Annotated in this window: 19 protein-coding genes and 1 pseudogene; 4 read left to right on the forward strand and 16 right to left on the reverse strand. The window is 44.6% G+C overall.

Going from position 1 to position 16,112, the window contains the following annotated elements:
* The 8 genes from rsbT to acpS all read right to left on the reverse strand — a co-directional run bounded on the left by rsbT (position 1) and on the right by acpS (position 5,304).
* Complete coding sequence (gene rsbT, locus NST16_RS15425; RefSeq protein ID WP_010333116.1) at positions 1-402, reverse strand: serine/threonine-protein kinase RsbT; 402 nt, start codon at positions 400-402, stop codon at positions 1-3.
* Positions 403-405: 3 nt separating this feature from the next.
* Complete coding sequence (gene rsbS, locus NST16_RS15430) at positions 406-771, reverse strand: RsbT antagonist protein RsbS (RefSeq protein ID WP_010333115.1); 366 nt, start codon at positions 769-771, stop codon at positions 406-408.
* Between the two features lie 4 nt (positions 772-775).
* Entirely contained in the window at positions 776-1,600 is an 825-nt protein-coding gene (rsbRA, locus tag NST16_RS15435; RefSeq protein WP_081720860.1) for an RsbT co-antagonist protein RsbRA, read from the reverse strand.
* Between the two features lie 116 nt (positions 1,601-1,716).
* Positions 1,717-2,067: a type II toxin-antitoxin system endoribonuclease NdoA gene (ndoA, locus tag NST16_RS15440; protein ID WP_003156187.1), complete on the reverse strand. Its 351-nt coding sequence runs from the start codon at positions 2,065-2,067 to the stop codon at positions 1,717-1,719.
* 4 nt (positions 2,068-2,071) lie between these two features.
* Complete coding sequence (gene endB / locus NST16_RS15445; RefSeq protein WP_003225183.1) at positions 2,072-2,353, reverse strand: type II toxin-antitoxin system antitoxin EndoAI; 282 nt, start codon at positions 2,351-2,353, stop codon at positions 2,072-2,074.
* Positions 2,354-2,470: 117 nt separating this feature from the next.
* Positions 2,471-3,640, reverse strand: a complete 1,170-nt coding sequence (gene alr, locus NST16_RS15450) for an alanine racemase (protein WP_168746988.1) — start codon at positions 3,638-3,640, stop codon at positions 2,471-2,473.
* Between the two features lie 116 nt (positions 3,641-3,756).
* Complete coding sequence (locus tag NST16_RS15455) at positions 3,757-4,773, reverse strand: LolA family protein (RefSeq protein WP_081720864.1); 1,017 nt, start codon at positions 4,771-4,773, stop codon at positions 3,757-3,759.
* A gap of 165 nt (positions 4,774-4,938) precedes the next feature.
* A complete protein-coding gene (acpS, locus tag NST16_RS15460; RefSeq protein ID WP_340887423.1) occupies positions 4,939-5,304 on the reverse strand; it encodes a holo-ACP synthase in 366 nt (121 codons plus the stop codon).
* Between the two features lie 94 nt (positions 5,305-5,398).
* On the opposite strand from acpS, the gene NST16_RS15465 reads away from it, so the two are divergent.
* The gene (locus NST16_RS15465) at positions 5,399-5,998 is read left to right on the forward strand and encodes a rhomboid family intramembrane serine protease (protein ID WP_326204179.1); all 600 of its coding nucleotides are present in this window, start codon (positions 5,399-5,401) and stop codon (positions 5,996-5,998) included.
* Here the strand turns inward: NST16_RS15465 and NST16_RS15470 are convergent.
* The 5 genes from NST16_RS15470 to NST16_RS15490 all read right to left on the reverse strand — a co-directional run bounded on the left by NST16_RS15470 (position 5,995) and on the right by NST16_RS15490 (position 12,566).
* Positions 5,995-7,476, reverse strand: a complete 1,482-nt coding sequence (locus NST16_RS15470; protein ID WP_229149990.1) for a PH domain-containing protein — start codon at positions 7,474-7,476, stop codon at positions 5,995-5,997. The genes NST16_RS15465 and NST16_RS15470 overlap by 4 nt on opposite strands.
* The gene (locus NST16_RS15475; RefSeq protein ID WP_010333108.1) at positions 7,466-7,945 is read right to left on the reverse strand and encodes a PH domain-containing protein; all 480 of its coding nucleotides are present in this window, start codon (positions 7,943-7,945) and stop codon (positions 7,466-7,468) included. Before NST16_RS15475 ends, NST16_RS15470 begins: the two co-directional genes overlap by 11 nt.
* 181 nt (positions 7,946-8,126) lie before the next feature.
* Positions 8,127-9,611 carry a degradosome RNA helicase CshA gene (gene cshA, locus NST16_RS15480; protein ID WP_168746984.1) on the reverse strand — a complete coding sequence of 495 codons (1,485 nt, stop codon included), beginning with the start codon at positions 9,609-9,611 and terminating at the stop codon, positions 8,127-8,129.
* A 422-nt stretch (positions 9,612-10,033) separates the two neighbouring features.
* Complete coding sequence (locus NST16_RS15485) at positions 10,034-11,407, reverse strand: UDP-N-acetylmuramoyl-tripeptide--D-alanyl-D-alanine ligase (RefSeq protein WP_326226545.1); 1,374 nt, start codon at positions 11,405-11,407, stop codon at positions 10,034-10,036.
* Positions 11,408-11,480: 73 nt separating this feature from the next.
* Positions 11,481-12,566: a D-alanine--D-alanine ligase gene (locus tag NST16_RS15490; RefSeq protein WP_340887429.1), complete on the reverse strand. Its 1,086-nt coding sequence runs from the start codon at positions 12,564-12,566 to the stop codon at positions 11,481-11,483.
* A 153-nt stretch (positions 12,567-12,719) separates the two neighbouring features.
* Between NST16_RS15490 and NST16_RS15495 the strand changes: the two genes are divergently transcribed.
* On the forward strand, positions 12,720-13,040 hold the full coding sequence (locus NST16_RS15495) for a thioredoxin family protein (RefSeq protein ID WP_010333104.1): 321 nt from the start codon (positions 12,720-12,722) through the stop codon (positions 13,038-13,040).
* A 14-nt stretch (positions 13,041-13,054) separates the two neighbouring features.
* On the opposite strand, the gene NST16_RS15500 is transcribed toward NST16_RS15495, so the two are convergent.
* Positions 13,055-13,927, reverse strand: coding sequence for a cation diffusion facilitator family transporter (locus NST16_RS15500; RefSeq protein ID WP_340887432.1), 873 nt, complete (start codon positions 13,925-13,927; stop codon positions 13,055-13,057).
* 249 nt (positions 13,928-14,176) lie between these two features.
* Here NST16_RS15500 and NST16_RS15505 point away from each other — a divergent pair.
* A pseudogene (locus NST16_RS15505) lies at positions 14,177-14,342 on the forward strand (Fur-regulated basic protein FbpA).
* Positions 14,329-14,475: a Fur-regulated basic protein FbpB gene (fbpB, locus tag NST16_RS15510; protein WP_010333101.1), complete on the forward strand. Its 147-nt coding sequence runs from the start codon at positions 14,329-14,331 to the stop codon at positions 14,473-14,475. The pseudogene NST16_RS15505 and the gene fbpB overlap by 14 nt, the downstream one beginning before the upstream one ends.
* Before the next feature lie 29 nt (positions 14,476-14,504).
* Here the strand turns inward: fbpB and NST16_RS15515 are convergent, their stop codons facing one another.
* Both NST16_RS15515 and NST16_RS15520 read right to left on the reverse strand, forming a co-directional pair.
* Positions 14,505-15,647 (reverse strand): acyl-CoA dehydrogenase family protein, encoded by a 1,143-nt coding sequence (locus tag NST16_RS15515; RefSeq protein WP_168746980.1) that lies wholly within the window; start codon positions 15,645-15,647, stop codon positions 14,505-14,507.
* A 128-nt stretch (positions 15,648-15,775) separates the two neighbouring features.
* Positions 15,776-16,111: a hypothetical protein gene (locus tag NST16_RS15520; RefSeq protein WP_003225151.1), complete on the reverse strand. Its 336-nt coding sequence runs from the start codon at positions 16,109-16,111 to the stop codon at positions 15,776-15,778.
* Position 16,112: the final 1 nt, after the last annotated feature.

Raw genomic sequence — 16,112 nt, forward strand, 5'->3', positions numbered from 1 at the left:
CTACCGAAGCCATTTAATGGCTTGTATCTCTGTACCTTCCCCCGTTACGGAATTTAAACTGAATTCATCCATCAGCCTTTTCACACCGGGAAGTCCCGCTCCGAGTCCGCCTGACGTAGAAAACCCGTCTTCCATGACTTTACGGATATCCGGAATCCCCGGCCCTTTGTCTTCCGCTATAATTTTCAGGCCCTTTTTTCCTCTATCTGTGACCTGTTCAATCCCAATCTGGCCCTTGCCGGCATATAAATAAATGTTTCTGGCTAATTCTGATATAGCCGTTGTGATCCTTGCCTGGTCTACCGTGCCGAAACCCAGCTCTTTTGCAACGTTTCGTCCCAGTTGTCTGGCGGCCACAATATCCCATTCTGTCATGATTTTTACACAGGATTGGTCGTTCATTCGCTATTCCCCCAATTCCCGCTTCAATGTCTCAAGCCCCTGCTCTAAGTCGAGCGCAGTTTCGATTTCCTCGAGTGCAATTCCAAGTTCAATCAGCGTAACTGCAACGGCAGGCTGAATGCCGGTTAAGACAACTTTTGCCCCCATTAACTTAGACATTGTAATGACGTCGCCCAGCACTTTAGCGATAAATGAATCTATTATATCTACAGATGTCAGGTCAATCACGACTCCGTTAGCACCTGTTTCATAAATTTTATTTAATAAGTCTTCTTGAAAGGTTAATGCGGTTTGATCATCTAATTCCCATTGAATAGATACTAATAAGCAATTATACAGTTTCAAGATCGGGATTTTCGGATGTCTCACAATGTTATTCCCCCAATGAAACGATTTTTCGATCCGTCATTTCCAATGCTGTTTGAATTCCTTTTTGCAGGGTATTCTTAGTTATAACTTGAGATAAATCAATGCCCAGGTTGACGATTGTCTGAGCAATTTCCGGCCGGATTCCGGCGAGCAGGCATTTCGCTCCGACAAGCCTTACAGCCTCAGACGCCTGAATAATATGGTGGGCAACCATCGTGTCAACGACAGGAACACCTGTAATGTCTATCAACACGACTTGTGACCGGTGTTTAACAACGCCGTTAAGAAGGTTTTCCATAATTCTTTTTGCGCGTTCGGTATCAATTGTTCCGACCAGCGGCATTACGGTGATATTTTCAAACACTGGGATGAGCGGCGCAGATAGCTCCTGCAGCGCAATTTTTTGCAGAGATACTGTTTTTTCCCATGAAATTGAGTATTGGTTAAAAATCTCAGTATTAATCGGGCTGAAAAAGCGGTCGATCTGCCAGATTAATTCCGTACTCTCTTGATCTGGCAATCTCTTATCGTTCATCTTCGTGTAGAGGCGTTTCCAGAATTCAGCTAGCACCGTAGCCAGAAACTTTAAAGAGAGTCCGATTTGAACAGCTCTTAACGCCAGTTCGCTGATTTGGCTTTCAGCAGCACTGTCATCCTTAACAGATGAGAGCAGGATGTCGATATATTCTTTAGATATATTTTCATACACTTGGTGAGTCAGCTGATAGGATTCTTGCTCGCTTAATTCTTTTAGTGTGTCAGTCCACAGTTGGAGCAGTTCATTTTGATTCTCGGCAATGAACTGGTATACAGTCTGGTTCGACATCAAATTCGCTTACCTCCCGATAAAAAACAACATATTTTTTTCGTTATTCCACTATTATATCGTTAATTTTTTTTGAAAACAAAAAAAGTTGCTCTATTTGAGCAACTAGGCAAATATTACTAAAAATCAATGAGTGCCAAACTGATCTGTAAGGCTTCATCAACCTTATCCATCATTTCATCATCCAGATGAGTAATCTTATCCGTTAACCTTTGCTTGTCAATCGTCCGAATTTGCTCCAGCAAAATAACGGAATCTCTTTCAAAACCGTAGCGTTTTGCATCAATTTCGACGTGGGTTGGTAATTTCGCTTTCTGTATTTGGGCTGTTATGGCTGCAACAATAGCAGTTGGGCTGAAGCGATTTCCGATGTCATTTTGGATCACTAAAACCGGGCGCACCCCGCCTTGCTCTGAGCCAACAACAGGAGATAAATCAGCAAAATAAACATCGCCGCGTTTCACAATCAAATGATTATCCTCCGCTGACTAAGCGCTCAACTGTCGTTTCAGCCTCGCACTCCGCAAAGTGAGCCTCGGAAGAAATATTCAGGTTGATCTTCGCCATTTCCATATAGCCGCGTCTCATCAAATCACGGTTGTGACGAGTTGTTCGTTCGCTGACATAGGCTCTCACTGCTTGTGATATCAGTTCGTTTCTGCTTCGTTTCTCCCGCATCGCTACACCATCCAATTCAGCTACTAGGTTTTCGGGCAAGCTGATTTTCATTTCGGTTCTTGCGCTGGATTCAGACAAAAAACATACACCTCCACCAAACTTACGGATACGACTCTTTTATCCATCCAGTGATAATGATACCATTATTCACTCATCAAGCAAAGCTGTTTTAAAAATTCTCTATCGTGACATGAGCTATTTGCTTGCATTCCCCTGCAATAAAGGATTTCTCACTTCCATTATACTCCCATTTTCCAAAAACATACGGGGGACGCGCGAACTTATTGTACAAGCCACCTCGTAGTTAATGGTTTCGAGCCTGCCTGCGATTTCATCCATGGAAATATATTCATCCCCCTGGCGGCCGATTAATGTGACTTTTGTGCCAGGCGGATATTCATGATCCAGCTCCACCATAAATTGGTCCATGCAGATTCGGCCGGCAATTTTCAGCCGTTTTCCTTTCACGAGTATCTCTGTTCCCTTTAATTTGCGGAGCCAGCCGTCCGCATAGCCAACGGGCACCGTTCCGATCCACGTGTCTTTTTCCGCTGTGTATTCCGCCCCGTAGCTGACACTTTCCCCTTTGTGTACCTTTTTGACATGCGACAGGGTCGAATGCAGGGTAAATGCGGGTCGCAGTTTAAACGGGATTTCATCGGTAATTTCCGCTGACGGACGAAGGCCGTACATGCCGATGCCAAATCTGACCGCGTTAAAAAAGCCTTTTTTCAGACGCAGTCCGGCGGCGCTGTTGGCGCAGTGAACCATCAGTTTCTTTAAAGGCAGAGGAGCAATCAATTCTTTAAAGCGTTCAAACTGCATCAAAAAGTAGCCTCTTTGTTTTTCATCAGCAGTCGCAAAATGAGTGAAGACCCCTTTGCATTTCAAGCCCGGATTTCGCTCCAGGATTGTCATCACGTGATGAATCTCTTCTTCTGTTTTCACGCCGAGCCTGTTCATTCCCGTATCGACTTTCAGATGAAAATGAAGGGAAGCTTTCTTGAGGTGGCGAGCAGCTTCTTGAAGCCATTCAACAGAATACCCCGTTAAAGTCACGTCGTATTCCGCTGCGATTTTCACATACTCTGGAGGAACCGCACCGAGCACCAATATCGGCGCTGTCAGGCCCCGCTGGCGAAGAGAAATCGCTTCATCCAAGATCGCCACGGCTAAGCATGAAGCACCTGCCTCAAGAGCAGCCTTCGCTACTTCTGCATCCCCATGTCCATAGGCATTTGCTTTCACAACCGCCATCAGGTGGACCTGTTCACCAATGTGTTTTTTCATATTACTGACATTTTCTTTAATCGCGGACAGATCAATTTCCGCCCACGTGTCTCTGTAAAAAGGTTTTGTGCTCATTTATGACACTTCCTAGCGTTTATTCAATATCATTTACATATCATACTAAAATTATAGGGCAAAGTGAAATTCTGCCTGACGAAAAAAAGGCCAAATTGTATTCGGCCTTTAGGAGATTATTTGGATGATTGTCCCTGCATGCTTTTGGCGACTGTCACCATCTCCTCTTGTGACAGATCTTTAGATGACAGAAGATAATCTACGCCTTCGTAAGTCCATGTTAGCGAGGCATCTGATAAGGCGCCGATTGTGTAGCCAAGATTAACCGGTTCCGCGTTCAGCGTAACTGAGGAGGAAGCTTTCGCAACCTGGGCTTTTTCCTGAATCAAGGTAAACGATTTTTCTCCGCCGTAAGTCATGATGACGCGCTTGCCATCTTCCGTTGAAATATCTTTTTCTTCAAGCAGTTTTACGCCTAGCGGCAGTTCGAGCGGCGTTTTAACGGCAAAAGAGTCGGAAGGTTTCGCGCTAGTGGCAACATCCATTTGAGAAAGGGTCATATTTTTCTTTTCGTCAAAGGACTCTTTATCAAATTGCTTATTGAATTGGAAGCTGCTGAACTCTACTTTCACCATCACTTTTCGGTCGGTATCCATGACTTTGACAGATAACGGGCTCATGTCCTTCTTATTAAATGTGATTTCTTGTGTCGGAAGCATTTTGTTATGCTGATAGTTCGTTTTTGTTTCAAATACGTATTTTGATTCTTTTGAAGTGAAGACTGCATCCGAATCGTTTTGAATATCCTTCACTAGCGATTCAAACAAATAGACTTGGCTGCTGTTGTTTGGCCAGTCGCTTTGAAACCTGAAGCTCTTATTTAAAGACGGTGTGAGAACAAATACTCCGTTTTCGTTTCGTAAAATGACTTGGTTTTGGTCCTTTTTCGGATTTTCCAGATAGACCCGATACAGAGACGGTTTTTTGTGCCAAATTTCCACATTGTATACTTGCGGGTCACTCCCTGTCTCAATGGTCATTTTTGCTTTTGCTTTGTACGAGGTATATTCTTTCGCCTTCTCGTCCAGCCCGGTAACGACATCTTCCTGTGATTTTTGTCCGCAGGCAGAAAGAATAAGGACAGCCAGCAGTCCCGTTAAAAGCAAAACAAAGCTTTTTCTCACCTTTTTCAACCCCTTTTTCTCAATTGATGTAAAAGGAAGAAATCGCTTGTTTGACTTTAACGGTACGCTCGGTAAACGTTTAAACAGAACAGAGGCGTACCATAAAAGCCTCAAACAACTCGTCTCCCTTAATGCATTATCAAATATATGAGAGGGGTGTCCCTAATATGCAGACTAGCTTGACAACCTTTCAATGACAACCTGTGCAGCCGCATATTCCTTCGTATGAGTGATCGATACATGAGCGGCGGCTTGGCTCAGCTTTGCGCAAACAATAAAAGGCTTGCCATTCGAATCTTTTGTGATTTCAATGTCATGAAAGCTTAGGTTCTTGCCTATTCCTGTACCGTATGCTTTCGAAAAAGCTTCTTTTGCCGCAAATCTCCCTGCGAGAAATTCGATTTTTCTTTTCTCAGAAAGCTCCTGATACTGAGCAAACTCGCTGCCTGTTAAAATGCGCTCGGCAAATCGTTTCTGGCGATCAGCCATTGAAGCGATCCGCTTAAGTTCAATGATGTCCAATCCTATACCGTAAATCATATTTTACAACCTCCTTTGCGCTCGTACTATTTGAATGGTTTGTCTCATAAACGTGTTACTATAGAAATACCAAAATGAAGAAATGGGGCTAGGCATGTTTATACGGACTGAAAACTTTCAAACCTTTGTCAGGCTTTATCCCGTTGTCACCTTTATATTGGCTGCTCAGGCCGTTCTCTGGCTGTTCTTTTCACTTCCTGTTCCTTCAGTTGCGTTGTGGAGAGACGCTCTCACAGGCTATAACCTTGGCGTCGCTAACGGAGAATGGTGGCGGCTGGTCACGCCGATTTTCCTTCACGCAGGGTTTACCCATCTGCTGTTTAATTCAATGTCCATCTTTTTATTTGCACCGGCTCTGGAACGAATGCTTGGAAAAGCGCGTTTCCTTCTTGTGTATGCAGGCTCCGGAATGATCGGAAACATCGGCACGTATTTTACAGAACCGCTGGATTATCTGCATGTCGGGGCTTCTGGCGCGATTTTCGGGCTGTTCGGCGTTTATCTGTTTATGGTTCTTTTTCGTAAAGAGCTGATCGGACAGGACAATTCCAAAATGATTCTCACATTGCTTGCCTTTGCCGTTCTCATGTCGTTTATCAACTCCAATATTAACATGATGGCCCACCTGTTTGGACTTTGCGGCGGGTTTCTCCTGTCTTTTTTATGTGTACAAAAAAAAGAGCGGCGGTATTAACCGTCCGCTTTTTCATATGAGTACCAATTTAAAATGAAATCTGCATCCTCTTCTCCCACATCTCTCACCGTTAATTCTTCCATATGGCTCGACGATTTTACCGAGGTGGAAAGGGTATACAGCTTCCCCTTCTTTTGAAAATAAGATTGGCTCGCCTTGCATACCTGCATTCGCTTTCTCAACACAATTGCAGTCGTTCTGCCGATAAACCTCGATGTCAGCTGGAGACGGTCTCCGCTGATTACCCAGGCCGCATCCTTATAGGCAAGATACCCGAAAAACAACTCAATCGGCAGCAGGACAATCGAGAAATAGCCCCATGGCTGGAAGAAAATACAGAGCGGAATGATTAAAAAAATGGAGAAAATGGTTGAGCGGAATAAGTACCGCTTCAATGCGCGCCGCGGCAGATGGCGGCGATTTTCTTCCAGCGTGTATTCCGGCGTAAAAGTACGCAGCATGCCGGGAAGCTTTTTTTTGTGAATCATCGGAAACAGAATGGTCGAAGCGCCCTCTGCTTTTTCCGAGTCTCCTCCGCCGCCCGCGCTGACGATTGACACCGTCGCAAAACCGAAAAGCTGGCGGATGATGTTTTCTTTTATTTTGATGGCTTGTATTTTGCGAAGCGGTATGGTGACTTGGTGTTTTTCAATAATACCCCTTGAGATCACCAATTCCTGCTCTTTTTTAATGATTTGAAAGTTAGCATATTTGAACATCATGCCGGCTATGCTGAGAATCCAGGTGATAAATAAACCGATAAAGATAAGCACGGCGTATATGCCTATGTTCGCGTGCTGCAGAAAGGAGAATTTCCCGAAGAGCCAATCCATCGGCAGCACCTCGTCCAGCTGAGAAATAAGCGCAAATACAGCAGAGATAATTACGCCGATCCCTCCAGATGTTGAAGCGGCCATGAGTAATTCTTTTGCATTCATGCTGTAGCTCACCTGCGGCTCCGCATCCGGGACCGCCTCTTTAGCTTCTGACAGGCCTTCCTCAGTATCGATTGAATGTCTTTCTGCTTTTTTCTTAAATACGGCTTCTTTAATTCTTTCAGCTTCTTCAACTGAAATAGCCGATAATACCGCTTCCGCCTCTTTGCCGCCTCCAGCCGTTTCAATTTGCAGTTTGACAAGCTTGAAAATTTGCTGGACCACTCCCGCACTCGTATTCATTGTCTGAATCCGGTCAATCGATATGTACCTCTTTTTCGTTACAAACAAGCCTTCTTCGATTCTAAATTCATCATCTTCGATTCGATAGGAAAACTTTCTCCATTTGATAATGCTTGCTGCCACCAGCCAGATGAACAAAACGCCGAGCGCGATGGCTCCGTAAAAACGGACAGTGTGATTAGAGTTGACGATATACACAAAAAAGAATGGCAGAATGATATTTTTTATCGTTTGAATAATGGTATGGGATAAATTCAAAATGACTGCCGCCGGGTGAAGGCGCTTCGGTTCAGACATCATCGTCAGTCACCCTTGCCAGGCGCGAAATGGAGTCTCTCAGCTGATCCGCTTCCTTCATTTCTAAAGCAGGAATCGAATGCACAGTTGCAGCCGTAAAAATCTTCACTGTTGCCAGATTGTATTTTCTTAATAACGGCCCTTGTGAGGTGTCTACGTGCTGGACCCTGACCATCGGTACAATCACGCGTGTCACAACAAAGATACCCGATTGAATGTCTATTTCATTTTCATGAACCTCGTAACGCCACACTTTGTGCCGGACCTTTGGAATCAGATAAACCGTCACGACCGAACCCAGCAGCCAAACTGCGCCGAGCACGCCGCTGATCCAGTACGGCCAATGAAAAAAATAACTTAACACTGCAACTGCTATGACAATAAGCAAGCAGACAGCGGATATCATTATCTCCTGAAGTCGCCAAACCTTTAATCCGTCTGGACTGATTTGGTTTTTTGGCTGCTCTCTCAAAATACCTACCTCCCGTTTTTATCATCGTTACTTATACGCACTTATGCAGAAAAAGTTTCATCTTTAAGCATACATAGAATAAACGGTTCCGTCAGCTGAAAGTTTGCTTAATGGTCATGCATTTGAACATAAAAAAAGCCCAAAACAACTCATGTTTTAGGCTCTTATATTCTTTACAGAATTAGTATGATTTTTTCTGGCGTCTGTCACCTGAAGAACGGCGATCGCTTGAACGCTTTTTATCATAGGAAGAACGGTTGTTGCTTTTCCCTTTACCGCCACGGTAGCCGCCGCCTTGTCCGTCTCTGCGTTTAGAAGTGCGTTGGTTTTTGTAGCGTTTGCCGATCATCGGCGCTTCGTCTGTTAAGCGAACAGGCGTGCTATCCGGCTCTTTTGTAGCCATTTTGATAGCTGCTGCAACCACTGTCACTGCATCATGATCTTCAAGCAGCTCAGCTGCCGCTGTCATGTAGAAGTTCAAGTTGTTTTCGCTGATTGTCGTACGAAGACGATCAACTGTAACCTGCTGCTGGCCTTCTAACGCTTCATCTAGTGTCGGCTCTTTCATGCGGTCCATTTTGCGTTTCGTTGTTTGTTCAATTGCGCGAAGCATGCTTATCTCACGCGGTGTGATAAACGTCATCGCCATACCTGTTTTTCCTGCGCGGCCTGTTCTTCCGATACGGTGAACATAGCTTTCAGGATCTTGAGGCACGTCGAAGTTGTACACGTGTGTAACACCTGAGATATCGAGTCCGCGAGCTGCAACATCAGTTGCAACAAGTACTTCGATTGCACCTTCTTTAAATTTGCGAAGGGCAACCATACGTTTCGCCTGCGTTAAATCACCGTGAATTCCTTCAGCTGCATATCCGCGAAGGTTCAGGGCTTCTGCCAGTTCATCAACACGGCGTTTGGTACGTCCGAATACAATCGCAAGCTCAGGAGACTGAATGTCAAGAAGACGAGTCAGTGTGTCGAACTTTTTACGTTCCTGCACTTCCAAATAGAACTGCTGAATGTTAGAAACAGTCATTTCTTTTGCTTTTACTTTTACGTGTTCAGGCTCAGTCATGAAACGCTCTGCAATGCGTTTGATCGGCGCTGGCATTGTAGCTGAGAACAGAAGCGTCTGATGCTCGCTCGGCACATTTGAAAGAATAGATTCAATGTCGTCGATGAACCCCATATTCAGCATTTCATCCGCTTCATCCATTACAACTGTATTTACATTGTTTAAACGAATTGTGCGGCGGTTAATGTGGTCAAGAAGACGTCCCGGTGTTCCGACAATGACATGCGGATTTTTCTTTAACGCCCGGATTTGTCGTCCAATATCCTGTCCACCGTAAATAGGAAGAACTTTCGCACGTTTATCTTGTCCGATTTTATATAATTCTTCAGATACTTGAATGGCTAGTTCACGGGTTGGTGCGATTACGATTGCTTGAATATTAGGAGACTCGGGGTTAATTTTCTCAACAAGGGGTATACCAAACGCAGCTGTTTTACCTGTACCTGTTTGCGCTTGTCCAATGACATCTTTATTTGAAAGTCCGAGCGGAATCGTTTGTGCCTGAATCGGCGTTGCTTCTTCAAATCCCATACGGTTAATTGCCTTCATGAGATCAGAACTTAATTGAAAATCTTGAAACGTTATAGTCAAATTATTCAAACTCCTTCTAATTGCTGTTTCAGTAATGTCGTGATTTACCACTTAAAAACTGCCCTCCATGGAAAAAGGACAGGATCCTTACGTATACAAAGCCCGAATTACTTTAAGTTTTATCTTACCATTACACTACATGTTTTTCAATAACGCGGTAAGCAGATCAGCATTTTGAATGCGCTCTCTGACCTGCTAACCAAATATGCCGGACATGCCCAATCCCGCTCCTTGTGTCCGCGGAAAACCTAAGGTCAGCGGATGGCGGTCCGTACACATATTTTCGTATCGCGAAATAAACCTGTCATTATTGTACCATAGCCTGAGCCAGTCATACATAAATTATTTCGGGCCGGCATACATTAGTGTCTGCACATCATTTTTATTTTATGATTGCAATCTGCTTTTTTCCGCAGGATTTTTTAAGAAAACGGGCTCTCCATTAAATCTTTAACGATTTCTTCAAGCTTCATACCTCTTGACGCTTTGAATAAAATCAAATCTCCCTTTGCCGCTTTATTCTTCAGGGCCTGAGTAAGCTCTTTTTTCTCGCTGAAGTGGCTGACGCGCTCTTTATCAAAATGTTCCATCGCACCTTCCGCGATAAATGCCCCAAGTTTGCCATACGTAAAGACGTGGTCAATTTTGTCCGGGCTGATCACAGCGCCGCATTCTTTATGGAACGTTTCTTCAAGATCGCCGAGTTCAAGCATGTCTCCGAGCACGACCATTTTTTTTCCGTATCCTTCAAGGCTTTCTGTCAATTGGATCGCAGCCTTCATCGATGTCGGGCTCGCGTTATAAGCGTCATTAATAATAGAAATGCCGCTGTCTGTTTTCATCAATTCAAGTCTCATGCCGGTGACCTTCAGGCTGCTTAATCCTTTTGCCGCATCCTCAGGCGTGATGCCGAAATAAACCCCTGCGGCGATTGCCGCCATGGCGTTCATTACATTATGCTTGCCTAGTATAGGGATAAAAAACGGTTTTTCTATGCCTTTGATCGTAAAATGGGTCCCCGCTTCACTCTGGCTGACATCCTGCAGCTGATAATCGTTTTGCGCTCCAGTACCATATGTTTTCGTTTGGCAGCTGTAAGCCTTTTGCAAAAGCGGTTCGTCTCCGATATAAATCAGCACACCGTCTTCTTTCAGGCCGTTGATAATTTCCAGTTTTGCTTCCGCGATGCCTTCTCTTGAACCAAGATCCTGCATGTGGGATTCGCCGATATTTGTTATCACTGCCGCATCCGGATTTGCCAAGCGCGTCAGAAGGTCAATTTCTCCTTTTGCGCTCATTCCCATTTCCAATACGGCAATTTCTGTATCTTCAGGCATCGCTAACACTGTAAGCGGCAGCCCGATATGATTGTTGAAATTTCCTCCTGTTTTATGGACGCGGTACCGCGTTTGCAGGACAGCGTGAATCATGTCTTTGGTCGTCGTTTTGCCGTTGCTTCCTGTTACCCCGATGACACGTGTGCCGAGCTCCTGTAAATAGGCTTTTGCCAGCTGCTGGAGTGCTGACAAAGTATCATCCACTAAAATCACGGCTTGATTCTCGGGCGGATTGGGTTCAGAGCGGTTCCACAGAACGGCAGACACACCAGCTTCAAAAGCTTGCGGCACAAAAGTGTGGCCGTTAAAATGTTCCCCTTTCAGCGGGATGAAAAGCTGATTGCTTTCCAGCTTTCTTGTATCTGTAGCTACTCCATGAATGACTGTATTTTCATATTGCGGGTTTGTTAGTGTGCCTTTGACCATTTCGGCAATTTTCTTTACGGTTCGCTTAATCAAGTAAGGTCACTCTCTTCCTTTGGTAATATACGGGAAAAGACACTGCCCTTTTACCGGCAGTGTCAGTTTCCATTTAGAATGTATGTTTAATCAATTGTTTTTCAGCGTGGCGTTCTTTAGCCAGCTCTACAAGCTGTTCAATGAGGTCAGCGTATTCCACTCCGGCTTCTTTCCAGAGAAGCGGGAACATGCTGAACGGTGTAAAACCAGGCATCGTGTTTACTTCATTGATCAGCACTTCGCCGTCAGCTGTCAGGAAAAAGTCCGCTCTGACAAGTCCTGAGCCGTCAATTGATTTAAACGCTCTGATGGCCATCTCACTGATTTTCGCGTATTCCTCATCTGTTACAGACGCAGGAATAATCAGATCGGTGTCTCCATCCTCGTATTTCGCTTTGTAATCGTAGAAATCTGTCTTAGGTGCGATTTCTCCCACTGCAGAGCATCTAGGATCATCATTTCCGAGAACGCCGATTTCAATTTCGCGGCCGTTGATGCCTTCTTCTACCACGACTTTCCGATCATATTGGAACGCAAGCTCAAATGCTTTTTGCAGTTCTTTACGGTTTCGGCATTTGCTGATTCCGACGCTTGAACCAAGGTTGGCCGGCTTCACGAAGCAAGGATAGCCCAATTCTTGTTCTACCTGCTCGCAGCTTTCTTCAGGAGAACGAGTCCAGTCTTTTTTAAGGAAGGCTGTGTATTTCGCCTGTGCAAGGCCGGCTTGTGCAAACAAATGCTTCATGACTACTTTATCCATACCAGCTGAGGAAGCAAGCACGCCGTTGCCGACATAAGGAATATTTAAAAGTTCAAGCATTCCCTGAATCGTTCCGTCCTCTCCGTTCGGGCCGTGCAGGAGCGGGAATACGACATCAATTGCTTCATTTTGCTGTGACACTTCCTGTGGAAACATTTCCTGGTTGAGAGCAGATGGAGAAAAAGCGGTTCCGCCCTGCTCAAGCTGAAGCATTTTTACGTTGGAAACAGGCTCTGTTAAACGTGTGCCTCTTATCCATTCGCCTTTTTCAGTTATATAAATTGGATGTATATCAAACTTCTCAGTATTTAGCGCTTTTGTTACAGCCAGAGCTGTCTGAAGCGAAACATTATGTTCGGCTGACTTACCGCCGTACACTAATCCTAGACTTGTTTTCAATGGATACTCCCCCCACTACAATTCATCTTTACTATCTTATCACTTTCACAAGAAAATGATCTAATTATTTTTGGGCATGCTGAAGCTGAATGCATTTGTATGTAATTCCTTTTTATTTTATATTAAAATGGCATTGAAAAGGAGATGTGACATATGAAAAAAATCACAACAAAAGAACAATTTAATGAACTGATTCAATCTGATAAAGAAATAATTGTAAAGTTTTATGCTGATTGGTGCCCTGACTGCACACGCATGAATATGTTCATCGGCGATATTTTGGAAACGTATAATCAAAACGATTGGTACGAGCTGAATAAGGACGAGCTTCCTGAACTGGCTGAAACATATCAGGTGATGGGTATTCCAAGCCTGCTCATTTTCAAAAATGGAGAAAAAACAGGCCATCTTCACAGCGCCAATGCCAAAACGCCTGAAGAAGTGACTGAATTCTTATCAGAACATATAAGCTAATTCGATAAGCAGCCCTATTTTGTGTCGTCGGGCTCTACGTGAACATGAACATGAGTGACATCGTGTTCATGTTTTATTTTGTTTTCCACCTCATCTGCGACCCCGTGGCCTTCCTCTACTGTCAGCATCGGATCAACTGTAATGACCATCTCTATATGTACTGTGCTGCCCAAGTATCGCGCTTTCACATCCTTAAGACGATGCACATTTTCTATCCGGCTGACAGTCTGTTTATAAGGTTCAAGATCCTTCAAGTGAAACCCGTCCGTTAATGAATGCGAAGCGTCTTTGAAGATATCCCAGGCTGTCTTGCAAATGATGATTCCGATCACAAAAGCCGTAACCGGGTCTATCCAAGCCAGCTGCAGCTGGGAAGAAAAAACACCGATAAATGCTCCGGCACTGACAAATGCGTCTGACCTGCTGTCCTTCGCCGCCGCCATAAGTGCAGAGCTTTTAATGGATGCTGCGAGCCTTTTGTTATATAGATAGATGCCGTACATAAACACCGCACTGCCTAAAGCCGTCCACGCCGCGATAAGGCTTGGCGTTTCTGAGGTGCCGCCCGCAATCGCTTTTCCTCCGCCGATTAACACTTCAATCCCGACAGCCATCATAATAAAAGACGCAATAAGGGACGAAATTGTTTCAGCCCGATAATGGCCATATGGATGGTCGCTGTCAGCCGGCCTTTGGGAAATTCGCAGTCCAATCAGCACCGCTATTGACGCCACAATATCTGTCCCATTGTTTAATCCGTCTGCTCTTAGTGCTTCAGAATGATACAATATTCCGATTGTCAGCTTAACAGCAGCAAGAATGATATATGCCAAAATATTGAGGAGTGCTCCTTTTTCTCCCTTTTTAAGATTATCTGTCCTCCCCATTGAATACCAGCCTCCATTCTATTACATAGTATGGTTAAAAACATGAAAAATAGCAGCAGCGGTTCTCAACGGGAAGGGAAATTTCGACAGCAAATTATTGCCCGGGAAACTTTTTGTCGATATGTTGAAGGTTTGCTTACTTACGAAAGAATAGGACTGTTTTCACCTTTACAGGCTGTGGTGGACATTGTATACTGGTGTTAATTGATAATGATTATCAATATCGATTGATTGGAGGTTGGTGACACAATGACACCTCAGTCTGCAGAAATCAGAAAAAAACACCTCATTCATCTGTTAATACAGAATGGTATATACAAAAAGTCAACGCGACATTTATATGAATTGTCGCTGATGGAGCTGGAAAGGGAATATCAAACATTGTCAGGAGGCGCCAGGGCATGCCAAAGCGTAAAATAAAAACCTACCAACAGCTGATCCAGGAAAACAAAGAGGCGATCATGGGCAATCCAAAGCTGATGAACGTCATTTACGACAGAATTGACCGCAAGCATCAGAAGAATCTCCAGGAACAAAACAATACATAAAAAAAGAGCCCGCAAAGGCTCTTTTTTATTTAATGAAAGGCTTCTGCGGCCAGCTTTTGAATAACCGCGTCGTCCATCGGCGGGTTATGGAGACCTGCGCGCACATCCCGGTAATAGCGCTGAAGCGGGTTGGTGCGTTCAAGGCTTTTGGCCCCGACAATTCTCATCGCTTTGTCTACAACAGAAAGCGCGGCGTTTGTAACGATATGTTTTGCCGCACCGAGCTCATTCTTCAAGTAAGGGCGGCGCTCCGGATCGTCATACAATTCAGCCGCATGAAAGAGAAAATGCTTGGCATTCAGCAGTTCAAGCTCCATTTCGCCTGTTCTTTGCTGAACGGCCGGAACATCCTTGATCGGCCCCTTCAAACTATTTGGCGAATACTCGGAGGCAAAACGCACCGCATAGTCTCTGGCCGCCTGAGCCACACCAAGATAAACCGCCGGAATATGGAGCAGCCAGCCGTTTGGCTTTGCTCCCCGCGGCCCTTGAAGCAGTTCCACCAGTTTATTATCATCGAGCGTTACCTCGTTTAATACAAGATCATGGCTGCCAGTAGCCCGCATCGCCATCATATCCCATGTTTCTTCAATTGTTACACCAGGATCATTTTTATGAACCAACACCACACCTGTTGTTTGTTTTTCTTCAATCCATGCCGTTACTAAAAAATAATCAAGCGCTTGCGACATTGTCGTAAACGTTTTTCTTCCATTCACCACCCATTTGCCGTCCTTTTTGACGGCAGCAGTCCCGGGGCGCCCTCCCCTGGTCGGGCTCCCGGTTTTCGCTTCTGTCGCTGCTCTATTGATCACGGCGCCGTTTTGAACTTCCTTTGCGATAAACGCAAACACATCTTCATCCCAGCTGTTTCCTTCCCCGAGCTCTCCCATCACGCTTAAATGCCAGCCGATGCTCAGAGCTGCAGGAGCATCTCCTTGTGCAAGCCGCTCTTGAAATAGCAGCATGTCATAAACAGATATTCCTGCTCCTCCATGGGATTTCGGCACGGTTATCGCCGTATATCCCGAATCACGCAGTTTCTGGATTTTTTCGGCAGGAAATCGTCCCTGTTCATCATCCTCAGCGGCTGTTTGCTGAAATTCATCCGCTAGCTGTCCTATTTTCTCTATCCATTGCCGCTGTTTTTCGTTCCGTACAAATAATGACATCCGGCAGCCCCCCATTTTTTCAATTCCGATAAATTTAATATGTATTGTAGATTTCCAGCGTTGATTCCGCAACTGTTAACATTTTGTCCACTATAGAAAAACACGCCGTTCCCAAGGGAACAGCGTGTTTAAACCGGATTTGCATCCCGGTCTTGTTTCATACCGAGATAAATAAGCATATAAGTCAGGTAACCCATTGTCATGACCAATCCGCCGAAGAAAAAACTTGAGAAGATCGGCTCTTCAAAGGCCGTAACTGCCGCAAGCACAATCCAGCTTGCATACAGATAAATGATAAAATAACGGATACCCGTCTTCATTTTATATATCATGTACAGCCCCACGAGAGAAAACAATCCCAACGCGAGCCTGAAATACACAAGATGTTCAAACTGAAACATAAATGACACAAATGAGAATCCAAGCAGCAATACAATCGGTAAAGCGGTAATAAAGTTTCTCAAT

It is taken from the genome of Bacillus sp. FSL K6-1005 (assembly GCF_038000225.1).
In the GTDB taxonomy this organism is placed as follows: domain Bacteria; phylum Bacillota; class Bacilli; order Bacillales; family Bacillaceae; genus Bacillus; species Bacillus mojavensis.

Bases quoted from the DNA above. Each gene is read 5' to 3' on its own strand.
- rsbT (WP_010333116.1), bottom strand. From the start codon at position 402: ATGAACGACCAATCCTGTGTAAAAATCATGACAGAATGGGATATTGTG.
- alr (WP_168746988.1), bottom strand. From the start codon at position 3,640: ATGAGCACAAAACCTTTTTACAGAGACACGTGGGCGGAAATTGATCTG.
- acpS (WP_340887423.1), bottom strand. From the start codon at position 5,304: ATGATTTACGGTATAGGATTGGACATCATTGAACTTAAGCGGATCGCT.
- NST16_RS15465 (WP_326204179.1), top strand. From the start codon at position 5,399: ATGTTTATACGGACTGAAAACTTTCAAACCTTTGTCAGGCTTTATCCC.
- NST16_RS15470 (WP_229149990.1), bottom strand. From the start codon at position 7,476: ATGATGTCTGAACCGAAGCGCCTTCACCCGGCGGCAGTCATTTTGAAT.
- NST16_RS15495 (WP_010333104.1), top strand. From the start codon at position 12,720: ATGAAAAAAATCACAACAAAAGAACAATTTAATGAACTGATTCAATCT.
- NST16_RS15500 (WP_340887432.1), bottom strand. From the start codon at position 13,927: ATGGGGAGGACAGATAATCTTAAAAAGGGAGAAAAAGGAGCACTCCTC.
- fbpB (WP_010333101.1), top strand. From the start codon at position 14,329: ATGCCAAAGCGTAAAATAAAAACCTACCAACAGCTGATCCAGGAAAAC.
- NST16_RS15515 (WP_168746980.1), bottom strand. From the start codon at position 15,647: ATGTCATTATTTGTACGGAACGAAAAACAGCGGCAATGGATAGAGAAA.